At 40.0% G+C, this 17,849-nt stretch carries 16 protein-coding genes; 2 read left to right on the top strand and 14 right to left on the bottom strand.

Going from position 1 to position 17,849, the window contains the following annotated elements; genetic code table 11:
- Window positions 1-165 precede the first annotated feature (165 nt).
- Window positions 166-1,614, bottom strand: coding sequence for a DHA2 family efflux MFS transporter permease subunit (locus AC1DUW_RS07460; protein ID WP_053348165.1), 1,449 nt, complete (start codon window positions 1,612-1,614; stop codon window positions 166-168).
- Between the two features lie 258 nt (window positions 1,615-1,872).
- Between AC1DUW_RS07460 and AC1DUW_RS07465 the strand changes: the two genes are divergently transcribed.
- Window positions 1,873-2,784: a TetR/AcrR family transcriptional regulator gene (locus AC1DUW_RS07465; protein WP_053347545.1), complete on the top strand. Its 912-nt coding sequence runs from the start codon at window positions 1,873-1,875 to the stop codon at window positions 2,782-2,784.
- 436 nt (window positions 2,785-3,220) lie between these two features.
- Here the strand turns inward: AC1DUW_RS07465 and AC1DUW_RS07470 are convergent, their stop codons facing one another.
- From AC1DUW_RS07470 to AC1DUW_RS07480, 3 genes are all read right to left on the bottom strand, one after another.
- Window positions 3,221-3,901, bottom strand: a complete 681-nt coding sequence (locus AC1DUW_RS07470) for a hypothetical protein (protein ID WP_053347546.1) — start codon at window positions 3,899-3,901, stop codon at window positions 3,221-3,223.
- A gap of 149 nt (window positions 3,902-4,050) precedes the next feature.
- The gene (locus AC1DUW_RS07475) at window positions 4,051-4,776 is read right to left on the bottom strand and encodes a sulfite exporter TauE/SafE family protein (RefSeq protein ID WP_053347547.1); all 726 of its coding nucleotides are present in this window, start codon (window positions 4,774-4,776) and stop codon (window positions 4,051-4,053) included.
- Window positions 4,777-5,099: 323 nt separating this feature from the next.
- Entirely contained in the window at window positions 5,100-5,585 is a 486-nt protein-coding gene (locus tag AC1DUW_RS07480) for a hypothetical protein (protein ID WP_053347548.1), read from the bottom strand.
- Between the two features lie 285 nt (window positions 5,586-5,870).
- Between AC1DUW_RS07480 and AC1DUW_RS07485 the strand changes: the two genes are divergently transcribed.
- On the top strand, window positions 5,871-7,544 hold the full coding sequence (locus AC1DUW_RS07485) for a ribonuclease J (RefSeq protein WP_053347549.1): 1,674 nt from the start codon (window positions 5,871-5,873) through the stop codon (window positions 7,542-7,544).
- A gap of 588 nt (window positions 7,545-8,132) precedes the next feature.
- Here AC1DUW_RS07485 and AC1DUW_RS07490 read toward each other — a convergent pair.
- The 10 genes from AC1DUW_RS07490 to AC1DUW_RS07535 all read right to left on the bottom strand — a co-directional run.
- Window positions 8,133-9,590, bottom strand: a complete 1,458-nt coding sequence (locus AC1DUW_RS07490; RefSeq protein WP_477642277.1) for an amino acid permease — start codon at window positions 9,588-9,590, stop codon at window positions 8,133-8,135.
- A gap of 405 nt (window positions 9,591-9,995) precedes the next feature.
- Window positions 9,996-11,309 carry a peptidase gene (locus tag AC1DUW_RS07495; RefSeq protein WP_053347551.1) on the bottom strand — a complete coding sequence of 438 codons (1,314 nt, stop codon included), beginning with the start codon at window positions 11,307-11,309 and terminating at the stop codon, window positions 9,996-9,998.
- A gap of 2 nt (window positions 11,310-11,311) precedes the next feature.
- On the bottom strand, window positions 11,312-12,502 hold the full coding sequence (locus tag AC1DUW_RS07500) for a thiolase family protein (protein WP_053347552.1): 1,191 nt from the start codon (window positions 12,500-12,502) through the stop codon (window positions 11,312-11,314).
- An 18-nt stretch (window positions 12,503-12,520) separates the two neighbouring features.
- The gene (locus AC1DUW_RS07505) at window positions 12,521-13,183 is read right to left on the bottom strand and encodes a 3-oxoacid CoA-transferase subunit B (protein ID WP_053347553.1); all 663 of its coding nucleotides are present in this window, start codon (window positions 13,181-13,183) and stop codon (window positions 12,521-12,523) included.
- Window positions 13,168-13,866: a CoA transferase subunit A gene (locus tag AC1DUW_RS07510; RefSeq protein ID WP_477642278.1), complete on the bottom strand. Its 699-nt coding sequence runs from the start codon at window positions 13,864-13,866 to the stop codon at window positions 13,168-13,170. The genes AC1DUW_RS07505 and AC1DUW_RS07510 overlap by 16 nt, the downstream gene beginning before the upstream one ends.
- Before the next feature lie 10 nt (window positions 13,867-13,876).
- The gene (locus AC1DUW_RS07515; RefSeq protein WP_053347555.1) at window positions 13,877-15,238 is read right to left on the bottom strand and encodes an aspartate aminotransferase family protein; all 1,362 of its coding nucleotides are present in this window, start codon (window positions 15,236-15,238) and stop codon (window positions 13,877-13,879) included.
- A gap of 138 nt (window positions 15,239-15,376) precedes the next feature.
- Window positions 15,377-15,607: a ferredoxin gene (locus AC1DUW_RS07520; RefSeq protein WP_053347556.1), complete on the bottom strand. Its 231-nt coding sequence runs from the start codon at window positions 15,605-15,607 to the stop codon at window positions 15,377-15,379.
- A 12-nt stretch (window positions 15,608-15,619) separates the two neighbouring features.
- The gene (gene ablB, locus AC1DUW_RS07525; RefSeq protein WP_053347557.1) at window positions 15,620-16,498 is read right to left on the bottom strand and encodes a putative beta-lysine N-acetyltransferase; all 879 of its coding nucleotides are present in this window, start codon (window positions 16,496-16,498) and stop codon (window positions 15,620-15,622) included.
- A 66-nt stretch (window positions 16,499-16,564) separates the two neighbouring features.
- The gene (locus tag AC1DUW_RS07530; RefSeq protein WP_053347558.1) at window positions 16,565-16,831 is read right to left on the bottom strand and encodes a YokU family protein; all 267 of its coding nucleotides are present in this window, start codon (window positions 16,829-16,831) and stop codon (window positions 16,565-16,567) included.
- Window positions 16,832-16,833: 2 nt separating this feature from the next.
- A partial coding sequence (locus tag AC1DUW_RS07535; RefSeq protein WP_477642279.1) for a KamA family radical SAM protein occupies window positions 16,834-17,849 on the bottom strand: 1,016 nt, incomplete at its 5' end.

Here is a 17,849-nt window from a genome sequence, read left to right on the forward strand (position 1 = left end):
TTCGATTAGAAATGGCACTGCTTTTTTATCTCTCCGCTTTTACTTGCAAAAAAAGCATGATCACAAGCATATTCCGAAAAGGAAACCGCCATGACCATGCCTTAATCTATAACCTATTCTAAAATTATTGACTGCACCATTTAGTCATTCAGACATTACTTATGATTAAGCGGTCTGATCAGCTTTTTCAGCTGGCTTATCTTTTGCCGGCCATGCGCGCTTAATAAATAATGACAAAATCAACGCCACAGCTGCGATAAAGGTAGACACAAAGAAGGAAAAGTTAATCCCATCCAGCATGGCCTGCATCCCGATTTGGGCCTGCATTTGATCCATCATCTCAGTAGTAGGCTGACCTGTTAATTTGCTCATCGCTTTAGTCATAAGATCCTCACCAGTCGAAGCTGACCGGTTAGACATGACCGTAACAAGTAGTGCTGTACCGATTGCTCCGGAAACCTGGTTCAGCGTATTATTCATCGCTGTACCATGTGGGTTCATACGGGCTGGCAGCGAGTTTAAACCATTTGTCATGATAGGCATCATTGCCATCGACAACCCGAATGACCGGATTGAAAACAATAGTACAATATGTGTATATGAAGTATCCATTGATAATTTACTGAAGAAATACGTTGTGACCACGGTGATAAACAAACCGATTGAAGCAAGCACGCGTGCTCCGAACTTATCGAAGAGCTTACCTGTGATCGGTGACATGAGGGCCATTAATAGTGCTCCAGGCAGCATCAGCAATCCTGAATCAAATGGTGAAATGCCACGGACTGTTTGTGTATACAATGGCATTAGGATCATCGCCGAAAACATTGCCATATTTAGTACGATCGAAATGGTTGCAGATAAAGCAAACATTGGATGTTTAAAAATCTTGAATTCAAGCATCGGTGTTTCCATTTTAAGCTGGCGTGTAATGAAAAGGACCAGTGAAACGGCACCAACTATTAATGTTCCGTATACCAAAGGACTATCCCAGCCCTTGCTTCCTGCTGAGCTAAATCCATACAACAAGCCGCCAAAGCCTAAGCTTGATAAAATGACAGATAGAATATCAATTTTGATATCAACTTTTTCTTTCTTGTCTTTAAGTTTAAAGAACCCAAAAATAAGAACCAGTAAAGCAAGAGGTGTAATAAAGTGGAAAAGCATTCTCCAATCATAATGTTCGATAATCCAGCCTGAAAGCGTCGGCCCGATAGCAGGAGCAAACATCATGACTAAACCAAACAATCCCATCGCCGAGCCGCGTTTTTCAACAGGGAAGGCAGTTAAAAGAACGTTCATTAATAATGGCATCATAATCGCCGAACCAGCAGCCTGAACCATCCGCGCGCCTAATAACAGCGGGAATGCGTGTGCTACACCTGCAACAATCGTCCCGATTGAAAATAACAGCATGGCTGTCAAGAACAGATTACGCACCGAATACTTTCTTATTAAGAAGGCGGTTGTAGGAATCATGATTCCGTTCACAAGCATGTATCCTGTTGTCAGCCATTGGACCGTAGACGTCTCAATTCCAAGGTCTGTTTTAATTGATGGTAGTGCAATATTCAATAGGGTCGAATTCAGTATGGATATAAATGCCCCGACCATTAAAATAATCAGGATACCATATGAGCCCTTTTTTTCAGTAATTTGAGCAGTACTCACTTTTTATCTATTCCTCCATTCAAACTAATAGTTCATTTTATTGTACGATAGGTATAACCCAATCTGCATAAAATCTATAATATACCTCTAGTTCAATTTTTGCAATAAAAATATACTGGTTTAAATAAGGGTTTGTACTGTAATAAAAAATAGAGTACGATTACATTTATACAGGCAGTATAATGGAAATTAGGTGATTTGATGAATAGTCGAAGGCAGAATGTCATCGATACAGCTCATAAGCTGTTTATTGAAAAAGGATATCAAGCCACGTCCATCCAGGACATTTTAGACGGCAGCGGCATTTCTAAGGGTACTTTTTATAATTATTTCCCTTCGAAGGGTGAATTATTTATAGCTATATTCCGTTCCTACCATAAGAAGCTACGCCAAGCCCGTGAAGAACTATTAATTGGTCAAGATTTAGCCGATATTGAAATTTTTATTAAGCAGTTGGAACTGCATATGATGGTGAACAAACAAAGTAAATTACTTATCCTGATCGAAGAAGTGCGTGTGTCTAACGACGATGAATTAAAACAATTCATCAACCGAATCCAATTATTAAGCATACGCTGGGTGTATAGTCGGTTCCTCGATATATTTGGGGAAACCAAAAAACCGTATCTGTTAGATAGCGCCATTCTCTTTCTTGGGATGATGACCCACTTGAATCATTTTAACTATAAAGCCAAAACTATCAGTTCACCGGAAATAAAAGTCATCCGTTACTGCATGAACCGAATCGTCCATATAGTCAATGAGGTAGCTGAAAGCGGAGAGCAGATTCTTGACCCAGAGCTAATTGATACATGGATTCCTAATTTCAGGTGCAATCTTCATACAAGCCACAATGATCTGCTGCAATCCACCTTGGCATTGAAAAAAGCAACAAACAAAGCTCTACCTTGCAGCGAAGATCGAACCAAAGCAATTGAACTGATTGATTTCATCCATGAAGAGATAACGCAATCCAGCAAACCACGCCAATTTTTGATAGAAAGTTTGCTGAACACCTTAAAAACCCAATACGCAACAATTGCCCAGCAATATGTTGAAAATTTCGAAGAAAATATCAACTTCTGCTTGAACCAATTAGAAAATGAAATATAAAGTCTGATGAAAATGAATGGGCTAACCTAAAAACTAAATACAAAGAAAAAACAGTATGTTATTGAACACATACTGTTTTTTCTATTTTATGAAATGGTGGAAGGTCGATTTATTTGTAACGACGGATGAATTATCTCTCTGAAGGTCGAATTATTCCTGGCCACTGACGAATTATCTCTCTGAAGGTCGAATTATTCCTGGTCACGGACGAATTATCTTTTAGAAGGTTGAATTATTGGCCACGGACGAATTATCTTTCTGAAGGTCGAATTATTCCTGGTCACGGTCGAATTATCTCTCTAAAGGTTGAATTATTCCTGGCCACGGTCGAATAATCGGAGGTGTTTTGCATGTGCAGAAATTGTGTATTCATGTGAAGGAAAATGGTCAGTTGTGGATATCAATAAACCAGTTCTCATCATCTGTAACCCACTTGCTATAAATTCCGTTTTCTCCATACACTCAGATACCCAACATTTTCCCACCCCGCTGCCACTGCTGCACTAAGATTTTCATCCTGCTCATAACCGACTAAATGCTTGCCTACATGATTTTCACTGATTACATGAACAATATCTCTCCATATGGATGCAGCAGCATTTCCAGAGGAAAAAACATTTGATACGCCAATCGTGTCTCCACTGACATTAGCAATAAAACCGGCAGTTATTTCATCTCCTTCTTTTGCATATACAACAACATCAGGCTGAAATAAGATATCCGGTAACAGAATGCCGTTTAATCCGGAAACCGATGTCCAGCACTGAAGTTCCTCTTCTGAGATGATTTTCCTGTATGCTGCCTTTTCAATATCTTCAATAATTTCAAGTTTATGGTAAATCCAACTAGCTTCATATAAAAGTTCAAAGTTATCTCCTAGTTTTAAGGATGAAAAACTGTCTTTAATAAACTCTGCTTGTGAGTCCTCTATAAAATTAAAGAATTCATCGTTACATACATCATTACTCAATGTAATGACATCGGGATAATAGGTCGGAGCTTTTTTATCCAAACCCCAGAGGTTATTTCCACTCCTAATTCGACATCCATGAAGTTTACTTATAATTCCGCACCAGACAACATTGTTCTTTACAGCTAATTCTTGTTTTGATGTCAACTTACCCCTCCTCTTTATCTTCCGCTGAACAAACCACTCTTAATTATATTCGCTGTTATACATCGGAAACCCCCGTCAAACTCATATGTATAAAAAAAGTGTCGATCACTACCAGATGAAATTTAGAATAAGAATAAGGACGCCTACTTCTATAACGCTTTTAAACTTTCCAGTAAAAGATAAATCCCTGTAAAAATTAAAAGGATATATGTAAATATTCTAAATACCCTTTGGTTTAGCCGTTTGAAAATAATTTGACCTATATACAAACCCAGAAATACAATTGGAATTGCATAAAGACTTGATTCCCATATTACTTTGTTGGTTCCAGTAAAGATTATTTGGGTTATGAGACTGATGAAATAAATAAAGAGATAAAATGCTAAGGTAGTTGCTCTTAACTTTCCTTTTTCAGTATCTGTTCCTGTAAAGTAAAGCAATAACGGAGGGCCAGGCATACCGATACTTGTCGTTAAAACACCTGATATCCCGCCAACTATGAAATCTCTAAATTGTGTTGGATTAACCCTAAAATTGCCTATCAGTAACAATGTTAATATTAAAAGTAGTATGCTAACCCCTAATTTTAAAGCATTAATGTTAATTGAAACAAAGATTAAAACACCCAATGGTACGCCAACTATACTTCCTAATATAAATCTTTTTAATAATATAAAATCAATGTCATTTCGTATCTTCAAAATTAATGATATTGAAATAACTAAAGATAAAATAATATTTATTTGTATGGCTTCTTGCGGTTGGAATAACATTAGTAAGAAAGGTGTCGCCATTATGGAAAAACCAAAACCTGTACTTGATTGCAGTATAGAAGCCACCAATACAATGCATATGAAAATTAGTGCAGTTCCCAAAGTACAAACCCCCTATTTTATAAATTATCTCTTCTTTTCTTTGCTGTACTTTTTCTTTTTCCCTTCTAATTTCATATACCCTCTCTTAGATGATTAATAAGCACTTGACCCTCTCGTTACGTAATAGCTTACATTAAATGTATCTTAATTAGAGGGGAACAATAAACCCAAACCCCATTTGAATTAACATCTCAAAAACTAAAGTTTCATTATATAGTGCAATTTTTTAGGCTTCATTTCTTTAGGCACGCTTACTTTGGTATTTGTAACCGATGTATGAACAAGAAAGACCTTCATAATTGAAGGCCCTTCCTTTTTTAGTATCAATAAGACCATTTCTCATCATCTGTAACCCATTGATTTTTCTTTAAATCAAAGGATTCATAATCATCGTGAAGAGAAAAGTAGGTTGGCAACGTGATTGCTTGTCCATCTGCTTTCTTCCAGCAATCTGCGACATAAGTAGCAAACGCTTGTTTTTCTGCATGGTTAAGTTCTTCTTGATTGTGTTCGTAGAAATCCCAAAAGTCATCTGTTTGATTACCTAACAGGTGGGTGTATCTTACATTTCCAATCATACCCAGACTACCTGCAAAGATAGTAGAATCCGTACCCTCGTTAAAGACTTCATTAGCTTGTCTATCCATTGAGAACATAGTAATGGATAAGTCAAACTCTGAAGGGTCATCTACAAATGCTACAAAATCCAATAATTCCACTTTAGAGTAAATGGTGTATTTATGTAACTCCTGCATGTTACTGATTAATGTTTCCGATTTTGCTTCAAGGTTTTCTTCTACTGACTTCATATAACTGTCGACCGTATAAAGTGATTTAACTTCTTCATCTTCTTTGACTGTTTTTTCTTCCTAAAAGCTAATTTTCTGTTTCGATGGAATAACTGATTTAGCTAGCCATCTGTTTTTGTTGTTTATATGCATTGTATTTATTCGTCATTTTATGAATAGGCCTATTTTGTCCCCTTCTTTAAAAATGGAGCATAATCCTAAATTCCCTCACAAAACAATTTTCAGTAATTATAAGGGATACATAAGGAAAGACTAACCAATATTGCTTAAAAAGGAGGGCTAAAAATGAGTTCGAAAGATAATGCTTTGTCCATATTAGCTTTAGGCGGAGTGAATGAAATCGGTAAAAACATGTATGTGATCCAATATTCAAACGATATTATTATTATCGACTGTGGTGCAAAGTTTCCAGATGAAAGTTTATTAGGAGTTGATTTAATTATTCCTGATATTACATTTCTCCAGGAAAATATAAATAATATCCGCGCTTTAATTGTGACTCATGGGCATGAAGATCATATAGGGGGTATCCCCTACATCTTAAAAAAAATAAATGTACCCATATATGCCACACGTTTAACACTTGGTTTAATTGAATTAAAATTAATAGAACATAGACTATTGGGTGATACTGAATTAATTCAGATTGACTCTGATTCAAAGATTGAATTTGGGAATATAAATCTAGATTTTTTCAAAACTAATCATAGTATACCCGACTGTCTAGGAGTCATCATACATACCCCAGAAGGTACAGTGGTTCACACAGGGGACTTCAAATTTGATTTAACTCCTATGAATAAGCAATATCCTGATATTCATAAAATGGCCAGAATCGGGAGTGAAGGTGTCCTGGTTTTATTATCTGAAAGTACTAATGCTGAACGACCTGGCTCAAGTCCTTCAGAGCATCTTGTTGGTAGCCATATTGAAGAGGCCTTTATGCAGGCTAAACAGAAAGTTTTTCTATCTACCTTTGCTTCAAATGTTAATCGTGTCCAACAAGTTGTGAACGCTTGCCGGAAGACAAACCGAAAACTCGCCTTATTAGGACGAAGTATGGTTAACGTCGTATCTGTCGCCATGGAGCGTGGGTACCTCGATATTCCTGATGGGATGCTGATCCAAGCACATGAAGTCGATAACTTTGCTCCTGAAAGAGTCGCGGTTTTATGTACGGGAAGTCAAGGGGAGCCTTTTGCTGCCCTGTCTCGCCTTTCCAGTTCGAATTATCGCGATATGAGTATATTACCTGATGATACAGTGATTCTTGCCTCTACTCCAATCCCCGGAAATGAACGGGATGTTTCACGTATCATCGACAACTTGTTTCAGCTGGGGGCCAAGGTCATTTACGGATCAGGAAGTGTAACAGGCATGCACGTTTCTGGACATGCCTACCAGGAGGAGTTAAAACTCATGCTTACCCTGATGAAGCCTAAGTATTTCATACCCATTCACGGTGAATATAGGATGTTGCACCAACATCGAATATTAGCTGAGTCTGTCGGGGTAGAGAAGGACAATATTTTCGTTATCAATAATGGCGATGTCGTGGATATTGAAGACTCGGTCGCCCGTCAAACCAGAAAAGTTCCTGCTGGCAATACCTTTGTTGACGGTATGGGCGTTGGTGATGTTGGAGAAATCGTACTGCGGGACCGTAAGCAGCTTTCCGAAGACGGGATGCTCGTAATTGTCATAACACTAAGCAAAATGGAAAGAAAAATAGTGTCAGGACCGGATACCATTTCCCGTGGATTTGTATATATTCAAAATTCCGAAGATCTCCTTAGACAGGTAAATCGCCTTGTCACGAAAACAGTCAACGAATTACAAAGTGATAAAATATACCGTTGGAATATCATTAAACAAACTATTAAGAAGGAAATAGGACAATATCTCTATAACCAAACGAAGAAGAAACCAATGATCCTTCCAATAATCATTGAAATTTAGCGTCAATTGAAAGCTCCACAAAAATGGAACTCGACTACATATAGTCGAGTTCCATTTTTTTAATCAAGTTCTGATTTACTTGCTTTTGCCACCATAACTGTTTTTATGATATTTGGTTAAAAAATACCTCTACCATCCGCTAACTCCTTCAAAAACCACAGCCCATATTTTCCTAAAATGTCCATACAAAGAAGGAATGGAAGAAACTCTGCGACTTTTAATGATGGAAAACTGAGTTCTTTAATTCCGAAGATATAATTGTGGTTTTCGTCGATATATTCTTATTTTCGGAGATATACTGAGGTTTTCGTCCAATATGGTCTAATTAGTGCATTTCTATTCTATTAAAACGCTGTTTTTTGGTAAAAAACAGCGTTACTTCTCATTACTTCCCTTTATTCATAGAATTCAATTCATCTTCAACTCTAACAAGTCTGTTTTCAATATCTAATTGCTTACTATTCTTTATGTTAGAAATCGTAAGCAATTTCTTAATAAAGTAATGGCAACAACGATAAAAAAGCATCATGAATGATAACATTCACAATGCTCGTTGCGATACTGACTTTGAAATTCAGGTTACTTTTCCTACGCTGATTTCTCAAATTGACAATCTTTCAATGGAATTACCTTTGTCTTATGAAAAACCTTGTACCCTAACCATACCGCTAAAAATATTGGTAAACCAATATAGGAGACTGCGACCCCATACCAGTCAATACTGCCGCTTAGAAACGCCTCGTAATTCTGCCCTGCAATGACAATCATACAGAGGAAGAATGAAAGAATCGGACCGAATGGAAACCATTTTGCTTTGTATTTTAACTCGTTTATGTCACCACCCTGTGCTACGTACGCACGTCTAAAACGATAATGGCATACGGCAATCCCAATCCAAGCGATAAATCCCGTTAATCCTGAAGCATTTAATAGCCATGTAAATACATGATCCCCAAAAACAGATGTTAAAAAAGCTAGTCCTCCAATTATTGCTGTGAGGATTAAGGCATTCATCGGGATTCCCCTGTGGTTAACTTTGGCTAGAAACTTTGGAGCCTGATTATCTTTTGCCATCGACCATAACATTCGAGTTGATGCATAAAGCCCCGAGTTCCCTGCAGAAAGTAATGATGTCAAAACAACAGCATTCATGACAGAAGCAGCGAACGCAAATCCTGCCCGCTCAAAAACGAGCGTGAAAGGGCTTACAGAAATATTATCTACATCCCCGCCTAATAAACTTGGACTTGTATATGGAATTAACAGCCCGAGTATCAAAATGGCTCCGATGTAAAACAATAAGATGCGCCAAAATACTTGGCGAATCGCATTCGGAACATTTTTTTCAGGATTCTCACTTTCACCAGCGGCTATACCAACTAGTTCTGTACCTTGAAAAGAAAACCCAGCGATAAGAAAGATACTAATGATTGATAAAAACCCACCCTTGAAAGGCGCCTCGCCCATGGTGAAGTTTTCAAATCCAATCACCTCTCCACCAAAAACGCCTAAGATTGTTAATAATCCAATAATGATAAAGAAAATAATGGCCACGACTTTTACTAGAGAAAACCAATATTCTGATTCACCATAACTTTTAATAGATAAAGCGTTCAGCATAAAGACGAGTCCAAGAAACAATGCACTCCATATTATGCTTGGCACTTCAGGCAGCCAGAATTTCATGATGATGGCTGCCGCAGCTATTTCGACAGCAAGGGTAACCGCCCAGTTAAACCAATAATTCCAGCCAAGTGCAAAACCAAATGCTGGATCTACAAAGCGTGTAGCATAGGAAGAAAATGATCCCGATACAGGCATATATGTCGCCATTTCCCCCAAGCTTGTCATAAGAAAATACACCATTATTCCAATGCATACATATGCAGTGAGAGCACCACCAGGTCCTGCACTTTGGATAGTTGTACCACTTGCCAAAAATAGGCCAGTTCCGATAGAACCTCCAATTGCGATCATGGTCATATGCCTTGCTTTTAGGTTTCTTTTAACTGTCGGTTCTTTATTTTCAATGAGATTCATGTCCATTGGTTACTACCTCATTTTCTATTAAAATTAAAACTTTAAGAAATATTAAAAGAGATTTGTCTTAACAGCCGTATTGTTGGTAATAGTAGAGTTCATTAGAAATGAATAGTCTCCCACAACCTCTTTGCGGAAGACTATGTATTTACCCTTGTCTATCTGAAGGTAAGAACCTGATACGTTCACTACCAAGGTTACTTCACCAATTGAAGCTTCACTTTACTGGCTAAAAACAAAATAATTTCTTTTAAGTAAACGGGGCTTAGACATCAATTCATCATTATTTGATTGTTTCTCTTTCTTTCGTGTGTTAATCTTCAATTTCTTTCACTGTTCCAATTAGTAAATGGATGGGGCCTTGTTCATTTAATAGACATTGTCCTATCAGGTAACTCCCAATATACGAGATTATTTGTCTTCGTTACTTGCCAAGGCCACATAAGGCTCATCCTGCAATTGTTCAATTCCACACCATTGAATTAAAGTAAGGGCAATAATCTCCGCTGTCGCGAACACATTGTCCAGTAAGATATATTCATTTGGATAATGGGCAACCTCTGTTACTCCAGGACCAAAAACAATTGAAGGCGTTTCACCGACATGAGTGAGCAATCCTCCATCAGTCCCCCATGGAGAGGCTTCAATGACCGGATCTTGTCCAGCAACTTGCCTAAATTGATTGACGAGCGTATTCATTAGTTCATGTTCTACATCAATTGCCCCTGGAACCCAGCGTGCTCCGAACCATTCTAAAACGGGCGGATGATCCTTGAACCATTCATCCACTTCTTTGATCTGTAACAGCCAATTAGCCATTTCGTTTTTCGCCTGCTCCATCGTTTCCTCTGGCGCAACACCCATTCTACCTTCAATTTTCACGAGGTCAGGGACGGAGGAAGGCCAATTACCGCCTTCAATGACGCCTAAATTGATTGGAATCGGAATAGGTGTGTTCTGATAAAGCGGATCACTGATACGTGCATTTCGCTTTTCTTCCAGAGCACGAATATGATTTATTACGGTCATACTTTTTTCAATGGCACTTACACCTTCATACCTGGTTCCGCCGTGAGCTGACCGGCCTTTTACCAGAACTCGGAACCACATCGACCCCTGCTGTTTGGGAAAAATCCTCATATTCGTTGGTTCAGGGATAAGGGCAGCATCGGCTTTGTATCCCCTCAAGACGGCTGCTAACGTTCCGGCTCCGCCGCTTTCTTCTTCTATCACACTTTGAAATATGACATCTCCCTTTAAATGGATGCCATTTTCCTTTAGTGCCTGCATAGCAAGGATAAGGGATACATTGCCTCCTTTCATATCTGTTACGCCACGTCCAAACATTTTACCATTCTTTATGGCTCCACTATATGGATCGTCATCCCACTGATCCCGATCACCATCCGGAACCACATCGATGTGTCCGTTCAAGATAATGGAGCGGCCGCCTCCAGTTCCCTTCATAATTCCTACCACATTAGGACTGTTGGAAAATTCGCTGCGAGGAGAGTAGAAATAGGAATGCTTTTTCAGTTCCCCACCGTTAGGCTCCCAAATATCAACCTTCAGGCCCATTTCCTCTAGTTTTTGGGCGACGATAGCCTGAGCGTCTGCTTCATTTCCTTGGGTACTCGGTGCTTGCACCAACCTTTGCAATAAGTCTGTTCCTTCTTCCCGATGATCCTTGATCCATTGGTTAATTCGTTTTTTAAAATCCGGCACTTTTATCCTCCTTTTATACACATATTCTCATAGATTACCGAAAGTCCCATTCCACCTGCCATACATAACGTTACCATTCCGTACTTAACTTGGGAACGCAACATTTCATGCATCAGTGTGACTGTCAATTTTGCACCTGTTGCTCCTACAGGGTGACCAAGTGCAATTGCCCCTCCATTGACATTGACGATTTCCGGATTCAAATCTAACTCCTTGATCACTGCAAGTGCTTGGGCAGCAAAGGCTTCATTAAGTTCAATCAGTCCGATATCCTCTAACGATAGACCTGCTTTTGCCAATGCCTTTCGAGTCGCTGGTACAGGTCCAATCCCCATAACTCCAGGTTCAACACCTGCACTGGCGAATGCCTTAATTTTCAAGAGCGGTTTTAATCCCTTTTCTTCTGCTTGCTGCTTGGACATTAATAGTACAGCTGCTGCTCCATCATTCATGGGACAAGCATTTCCTGCCGTTATGGTTCCTTCATTTTTGAATACTGCTGAAAGACTGGCTAGTTGACTCAGATGAATGTCCTCGCGTACCCCTTCGTCTTGATTGAAGATTTGAAGCCCTTTTCGATCCTTGATTTTGAGCGGAATAATTTCTCGATCAAAGCGACCCTCTTCTATAGCTTTCCAAGCCTTCTTGTGGCTTTGATAAGCAAATTGATCCTGTTCTTCACGACGGATACCATATTTTTCAGCCAGGCGCTCGGCTGTTATTCCCATATGCTCATTTCCCAAGGAACATATTAATCCATCTGCCAGCAGAGCATCCTCCATCGTTACGTTTCCAAATTTACCGCCCCATCTATTTTTCACGATATAAGGCACATTGCTCATGCTCTCCACTCCGCCGGCAATGATTATGTCTTCTTGACCAGCAGCAATAGTTAATGCAGCATTGGTAATGGCCTTTAAACCTGATCCACATGCTTTGATTACAACGTGGCCTGGGACACTATGCGGGAAATTTGCCATCTGCGATGAAATTCGGGCCGAGTTAAGTCCGCCTCCATGGACATAGCCATGTCCGAAAATCACTTCATTGACCTTTTCTTTGCCTAATTCAGATTTTTCCATTAAGCCTTCCAATACTTGACGGCCTAATTCGGTAGCATTAACATTCCGGAGTGATTTCCCAAAGGATCCAACTGCAGTTCGCGCTCCAGCAACGATGACGACCTCATTCATGCTTCTTCCTCCTCTTACCTATTCAATGCTGTTGACAGTAGCCCCGATTTTCAACGACGCCTCTGTATTCGCAATCACATCATCAACTGTATAAGGTGCCATAACTTCCTTCAACACCAATCCCTCTTTTGTAACTTCCATGACAGCCATATCAGTAATGATTAAATCTACACTATGTCTTGCCGTTAAAGGAAGTGTGCATTTCTTTAATATCTTCGATTCACCCTGCTTGTTTACATGATTCATCAAGACAATCACCTTTTTGGCTTTTTGGGCAAGCTCCATTGCTCCGCCCATCCCCGGTACCCGTTTGCCTGGGACAATCCAGTTGGCCAAATCCCCCGTTTCACTGACTTCCAATGCCCCAAGGATGGTAATGTCAATGTATCCTCGACGAATCATGCCAAATGCAGTTGCACTGTCAAAGTAAGAAGCCCCCATTACAGACGTAATCGGGAACCCTCCTGCGTTACAGAGAGCAGGATCTTCTTCCCCCTGATTTGGACTGGGGCCTGTTCCAAGAACACCGTTTTCCGCATGGAACAGCACATGGATATCTTGAGGTAAATGATCGGCCACTAAGGTAGGGATGCCAATACCTAAATTGACGATTAATCCGTCATGGATTTCCTTGGCAGCGCGTTTGGCGATGCGATTTCGTACATCTACTCCCATGCCCATTTCCAATTCACCCCTTTTGTTGGAATCACCATATCTACATAAATACCTGGCGTGGCAATACACTCCGGATCCAATTCGCCTACCGGAACAATTTCTTCAACTTCTGCTATAGTAAAGGCTCCTGCCATCGCTACGAGCGGATTGAAATTGCGGGCACTCTTGTCAAAAACCAAATTCCCTAACGGATCTRCCTTTTTGGCATAAACGATACTCACTTCCGAGGTCAAAGCGGTTTCGATCAAATATTCCTTTTCGTCGATTACCATTTTGTCCTTGCCTTCTTCAGCTATCGTTCCAATCCCGACATCAACAAAAATCCCGCCCAAGCCTACTCCGCCTGCACGAATCCTTTCAGCTAATGTCCCTTGCGGAGAAAATTCCACTTGCAGCTTTCCTTCAGTCATGAGCCGACCGGCATTAGGATTAGATCCGATATGAGAGGCAATGACCTTTTTCGCTCTTTCAAGAGTCACTAGCCGACCAATTCCAATATCAGGGAATCCCGTATCATTGCCAATCAATGTTAGTTCCTTAACGCCCTTGTCCAGGATGCCCTGTATGAGTGTTGGCGGAGTCCCCACTCCCCCAAACCCACCGTACATGAGAGTACATCCATCAGTAATATACTCGAGTGCTTCTTCCAGGGTCACAATTTTGTTTTTTTTCGAAATGACCTGCTTCATATGGTTCCTCCTAAATAGCCTGCTTGTTCTCTATCAGACCTTCCGAGTGCAATTCATGCTGCAATTCCTCAACTGAAGCTTCCAGTATCTTTACAAGACTATCAATTTCTTCATTTGTAATAACTAGTGGCGGAGATATAATAACTGCATCACCCGCGATTCCTTCGATTGCGCCTGAAGCAGGATAGATCAACAATCCCTTCTCAAATGCCTTATTGACAATTCTTGTGGTTATGCCGTCTTGCAAGTCGAATGGAGTTTTTGAACTCCTATTTGAAACAAACTCAAGTCCCAGGAGAAGCCCTTTTCCTCGTACATCACCAATAATGTCAAATCTCTCAGCCAGCCCATGTAATTTCTCCAATAGATACTGTCCTTTCTCTTCCGCTGCCTGAACCAGATTCATTCGTTCAATGTAGGCAAGCACTTCTAAAGAAACGGCAGCAGATAGAGGATTTGCACTATATGTGTGTCCAGCCATGATTGACTTTGAACCTTTTAAAATGGGTTCCATAACCCGATCACTAACCAAAGTGGCTGCAATTGGAGTATAGCCAGCGCTCATACCTTTCCCCAATGCGATGATATCTGGGGTAACTCCCCAGTGTTCCATGGCAAACATTTTTCCTGTACGACCGATTCCAGTCATAACTTCATCGGCGATAAAGAGAATGTCATAGCGTTCGCATATTTCCTTAATCCTTTGATAATAACCATCCGGTGGAGTAACAGCACCAGCGGATGCCCCAATAATTGGTTCAGCGATGAAGGCGGCAATATTCTCAGAACCAAGTCTTTGAATGGACGTCTCTAATTCATTTGCACACTGCAGTTTACAGCCGGAAGATTCATAAGGGCATCGATAACAATACGGAGCAGATATACTAGGAAAATCCTCTAATAACGGAACAAAACGTTTTCTTCTTGACACATGACCGGACATCGATAAAGCACCCATCGTAATCCCGTGATAACTCGTCCAGCGGGAGACGATACGATTTTTCCGCTCAAATCCTTTTTCTTGCCAATGTTGAATGGCTATCTTCATCGCCGTTTCGGTTGCTTCCGACCCACTGTTCACAAAAAACGACCAATTTAAATCTCCTGGAGCTAACTCACTTAGCTTTTCGGCTAAAGTCTCTGCGGCTTCACTTGTAAAATGAGATCGGTATGCAAAAGAAACTTTACTTGCCTGCTCTGTCATTGCCTCAACAACATCTAATACTCCATGACCAATACTCGCCGTAACCGCACCTGAAGATCCGTCGATGTATTGTTTTCCATCTGTGTCATAAAGATATATTCCCTTCCCATGAGAGACAGTGGGATAGTTATGATCTAGAATGGGCTTAATTAAATGATTCCGCTTCATTTCATCTCTCCTTCATTTACATTTTTTATCGACTACACATCTATGAAGTTCTAGTACACTAAAACTCTTAAACTATTGGAAAAATCCTATTAACTGATTGAAAGAATAGATGGCAAATATGAATCCATAAAACCGAGTTTACCAACTAAAAGGTTCATCCTGAATCAGGATTGATTCTGTAGGGCAGCCTTCCATTGCATCATGCATGTCATCATACAGATTCTCAGGAACTACGGCATTCCCCTGATTATCATCCAAGATAACGAAAGCGATTCCTTGTTCGTCATAGTCATAAATTTCAGGACCTGTTGCACCGCATGCCCCGCACGCAATACAGGTATCTTTATCAACCCATGTGTATTTAGCCATAAACTTTTCCTCCTATTTAAAGAATCCATTTACAGAAGATAAATCTTTACCCCAAATATTCATGTCCTCATACTTATCCCAAATATTGCAATTCTTCGTAAATCTTCCTCCATATTCATATCCCAGCTGGTGAAAGACAGCGTTCATGCCCATTGACAAGGATCGCGCTAAAGAGTAGGAACAATAAATATTTTTCTTGATAAGTTCTTGTTCTAATGCTGAGATAAGTACCTTCATAAAACCATGTTTTCGATGATGAGGAATCGTTGCACAGTCTGTAAGTTCAGCATTATGATACATTTCATTTACTTCCGCAGATGCGGCACTAACGATGGATCCTTCATATTCGATAACACTAAAAATCGTACCTTCTTCCATCACTTTTTTGATATAACCCTCATCATTCATTGGGGTTGGATAGGTTTCAAAAATTGCACCGTATAAATTTGCCAGCTCAAGTGCATCTTCAATCTCAGCAAATCGAAGGGTATAATTTTCAGGTAGTTGCTGCTTTTCTATTATTCTAGGAATATCAATGACATCTTGGAGAATTTTGTCTTCCTTCATCCAATAGTCGCTTGTTCGCCTTTCATTGGTTAAATACAATGCCATGCAATAAGCGTCATTCCCATTAAAGTACTTACTCAATATTCCTTCCAGCATAAATCCATGGACCCATGTCGCAGATAAATCTTCTTGTCTAGCTTTAAGTATCACTTTTGTAAAGCCATGCTCTTGAGCGATGACTAGAGCTCGAGTTATCGCTTTTTTGATATTCCCCCGATAATCATCAATGCGTAAGCGATGATTTGCATGATCAAGATAGAGTTCCATCGTAAAACATTCCCCAGTCTCAATTCGGGAGAAAAAAGGCAGCTTTTGAACAGTCATTATGTATACCCTCCTTAACTAAAATTCGGGAGAAGTGATGCATCATCATCTACTTCTCCCGGCATTCTATTTCCAATTAAACAATTTCTTTACAGGGGCCTGAAGAAGCTGTTCATACGTAAACTCATCAGGATACTCACTCACGTCATATATAGATAAGGATTCATCCACCTTTTGATTCATCGAATCAGATACATAGATTCCACAATTTGGACAGTTCAGGGCTGGAACCTGAAGCACTTTTATTGATCGTTTACCATCTGGCATAATCCAGTAACAATCCTTCTTTTCACTTTCCTCAACGTTGGGGGCATTACACCACAAGCATTCCATCTTTATTCCCCCTTGCCTTCAGAACTTCCGACCATGGCGTTCTTTTTTTCTTGGGATAATCTTAATTTTTCCTTCATTTCATCCCGTTTATCACGGCGATCCTTCAAAGAAGCATGTTCATCAGTAGTTTCATACGCTTTTCTCTTGTCAAGGCGACGTAGGCCTTCTGGTACCAAATTGAATTTTTCGTCTGTCATCAGAGCAGAAATCCCCACAGCTCCTTTTCTTCCTTCGGTACCATATACTTCATCAAAGTAAGCATCTGCACTGCCGGCAACATAGTTCTTCGGTTCTGGATAGCTCGTGATAACTCCCTCAAAGTTCCGTAAGACCACTTTATCCGGACTTTGCGAAAGAAGGTAATTCGGAGTCAAGGCAATCTTTCCGCCTCCGCCAGGAGCATCCACCACAAAAGTTGGCACTGCATATCCTGATGTATGGCCACGTAACGCTTCAATGATTTCCAGTCCTTTTGAAACCGGGGCACGGAAATGGCCGATCCCTTCAGATAAATCACATTGATAAATGTAATAAGGTCTAACCCTTGCTTTAACACAGTCGTGCATAAGCTTTTTCATAATATGTACACTATCGTTAATACCAGCAAGAATAACCGCCTGATTACCAAGTGGTACTCCAGCCATCGACAACATATCACATGCCTTTTTGGCTTCTTCCGTCAGTTCAAGTGAATGATTGAAATGCGTATTTAACCAAATTGGATGATATTTCTTCAGAATATTGCATAAATTTTCTGTAATACGCTGCGGGAAAACGACCGGTGCACGAGTACCAATCCGAATGATTTCCACATGTGGGATCGCACGTAAATTACTTAATACGTATTCGAGAATCTTATCATTGATTAATAGGCCATCTCCTCCAGAAATCAAAACGTCTCTCACTTCCGGAGTATTACGAATATATTCAATCGCCCCGTCTAATTGCTTCTTAGGAACGCCCATGCCAACCTGACCTGAAAAACGACGACGAGTACAATAACGACAGTACATAGAGC

The organism is Peribacillus sp. P4_C12, assembly GCF_056402095.1.

What these genes read in the sequence shown, in the direction of transcription:
- AC1DUW_RS07460 (WP_053348165.1), bottom strand. Translation starts at nt 1,614, where the DNA reads ATGGTCGGGGCATTTATATCCATACTGAATTCGACCCTATTGAATATT.
- AC1DUW_RS07465 (WP_053347545.1), top strand. Translation starts at nt 1,873, where the DNA reads ATGAATAGTCGAAGGCAGAATGTCATCGATACAGCTCATAAGCTGTTT.
- AC1DUW_RS07480 (WP_053347548.1), bottom strand. Translation starts at nt 5,585, where the DNA reads ATGAAGTCAGTAGAAGAAAACCTTGAAGCAAAATCGGAAACATTAATC.
- AC1DUW_RS07485 (WP_053347549.1), top strand. Translation starts at nt 5,871, where the DNA reads ATGAGTTCGAAAGATAATGCTTTGTCCATATTAGCTTTAGGCGGAGTG.
- AC1DUW_RS07490 (WP_477642277.1), bottom strand. Translation starts at nt 9,590, where the DNA reads ATGGACATGAATCTCATTGAAAATAAAGAACCGACAGTTAAAAGAAAC.
- AC1DUW_RS07500 (WP_053347552.1), bottom strand. Translation starts at nt 12,502, where the DNA reads ATGAATGAGGTCGTCATCGTTGCTGGAGCGCGAACTGCAGTTGGATCC.
- AC1DUW_RS07505 (WP_053347553.1), bottom strand. Translation starts at nt 13,183, where the DNA reads ATGGGCATGGGAGTAGATGTACGAAATCGCATCGCCAAACGCGCTGCC.
- AC1DUW_RS07515 (WP_053347555.1), bottom strand. Translation starts at nt 15,238, where the DNA reads ATGAAGCGGAATCATTTAATTAAGCCCATTCTAGATCATAACTATCCC.
- AC1DUW_RS07520 (WP_053347556.1), bottom strand. Translation starts at nt 15,607, where the DNA reads ATGGCTAAATACACATGGGTTGATAAAGATACCTGTATTGCGTGCGGG.
- ablB (WP_053347557.1), bottom strand. Translation starts at nt 16,498, where the DNA reads ATGACTGTTCAAAAGCTGCCTTTTTTCTCCCGAATTGAGACTGGGGAA.
- AC1DUW_RS07530 (WP_053347558.1), bottom strand. Translation starts at nt 16,831, where the DNA reads ATGGAATGCTTGTGGTGTAATGCCCCCAACGTTGAGGAAAGTGAAAAG.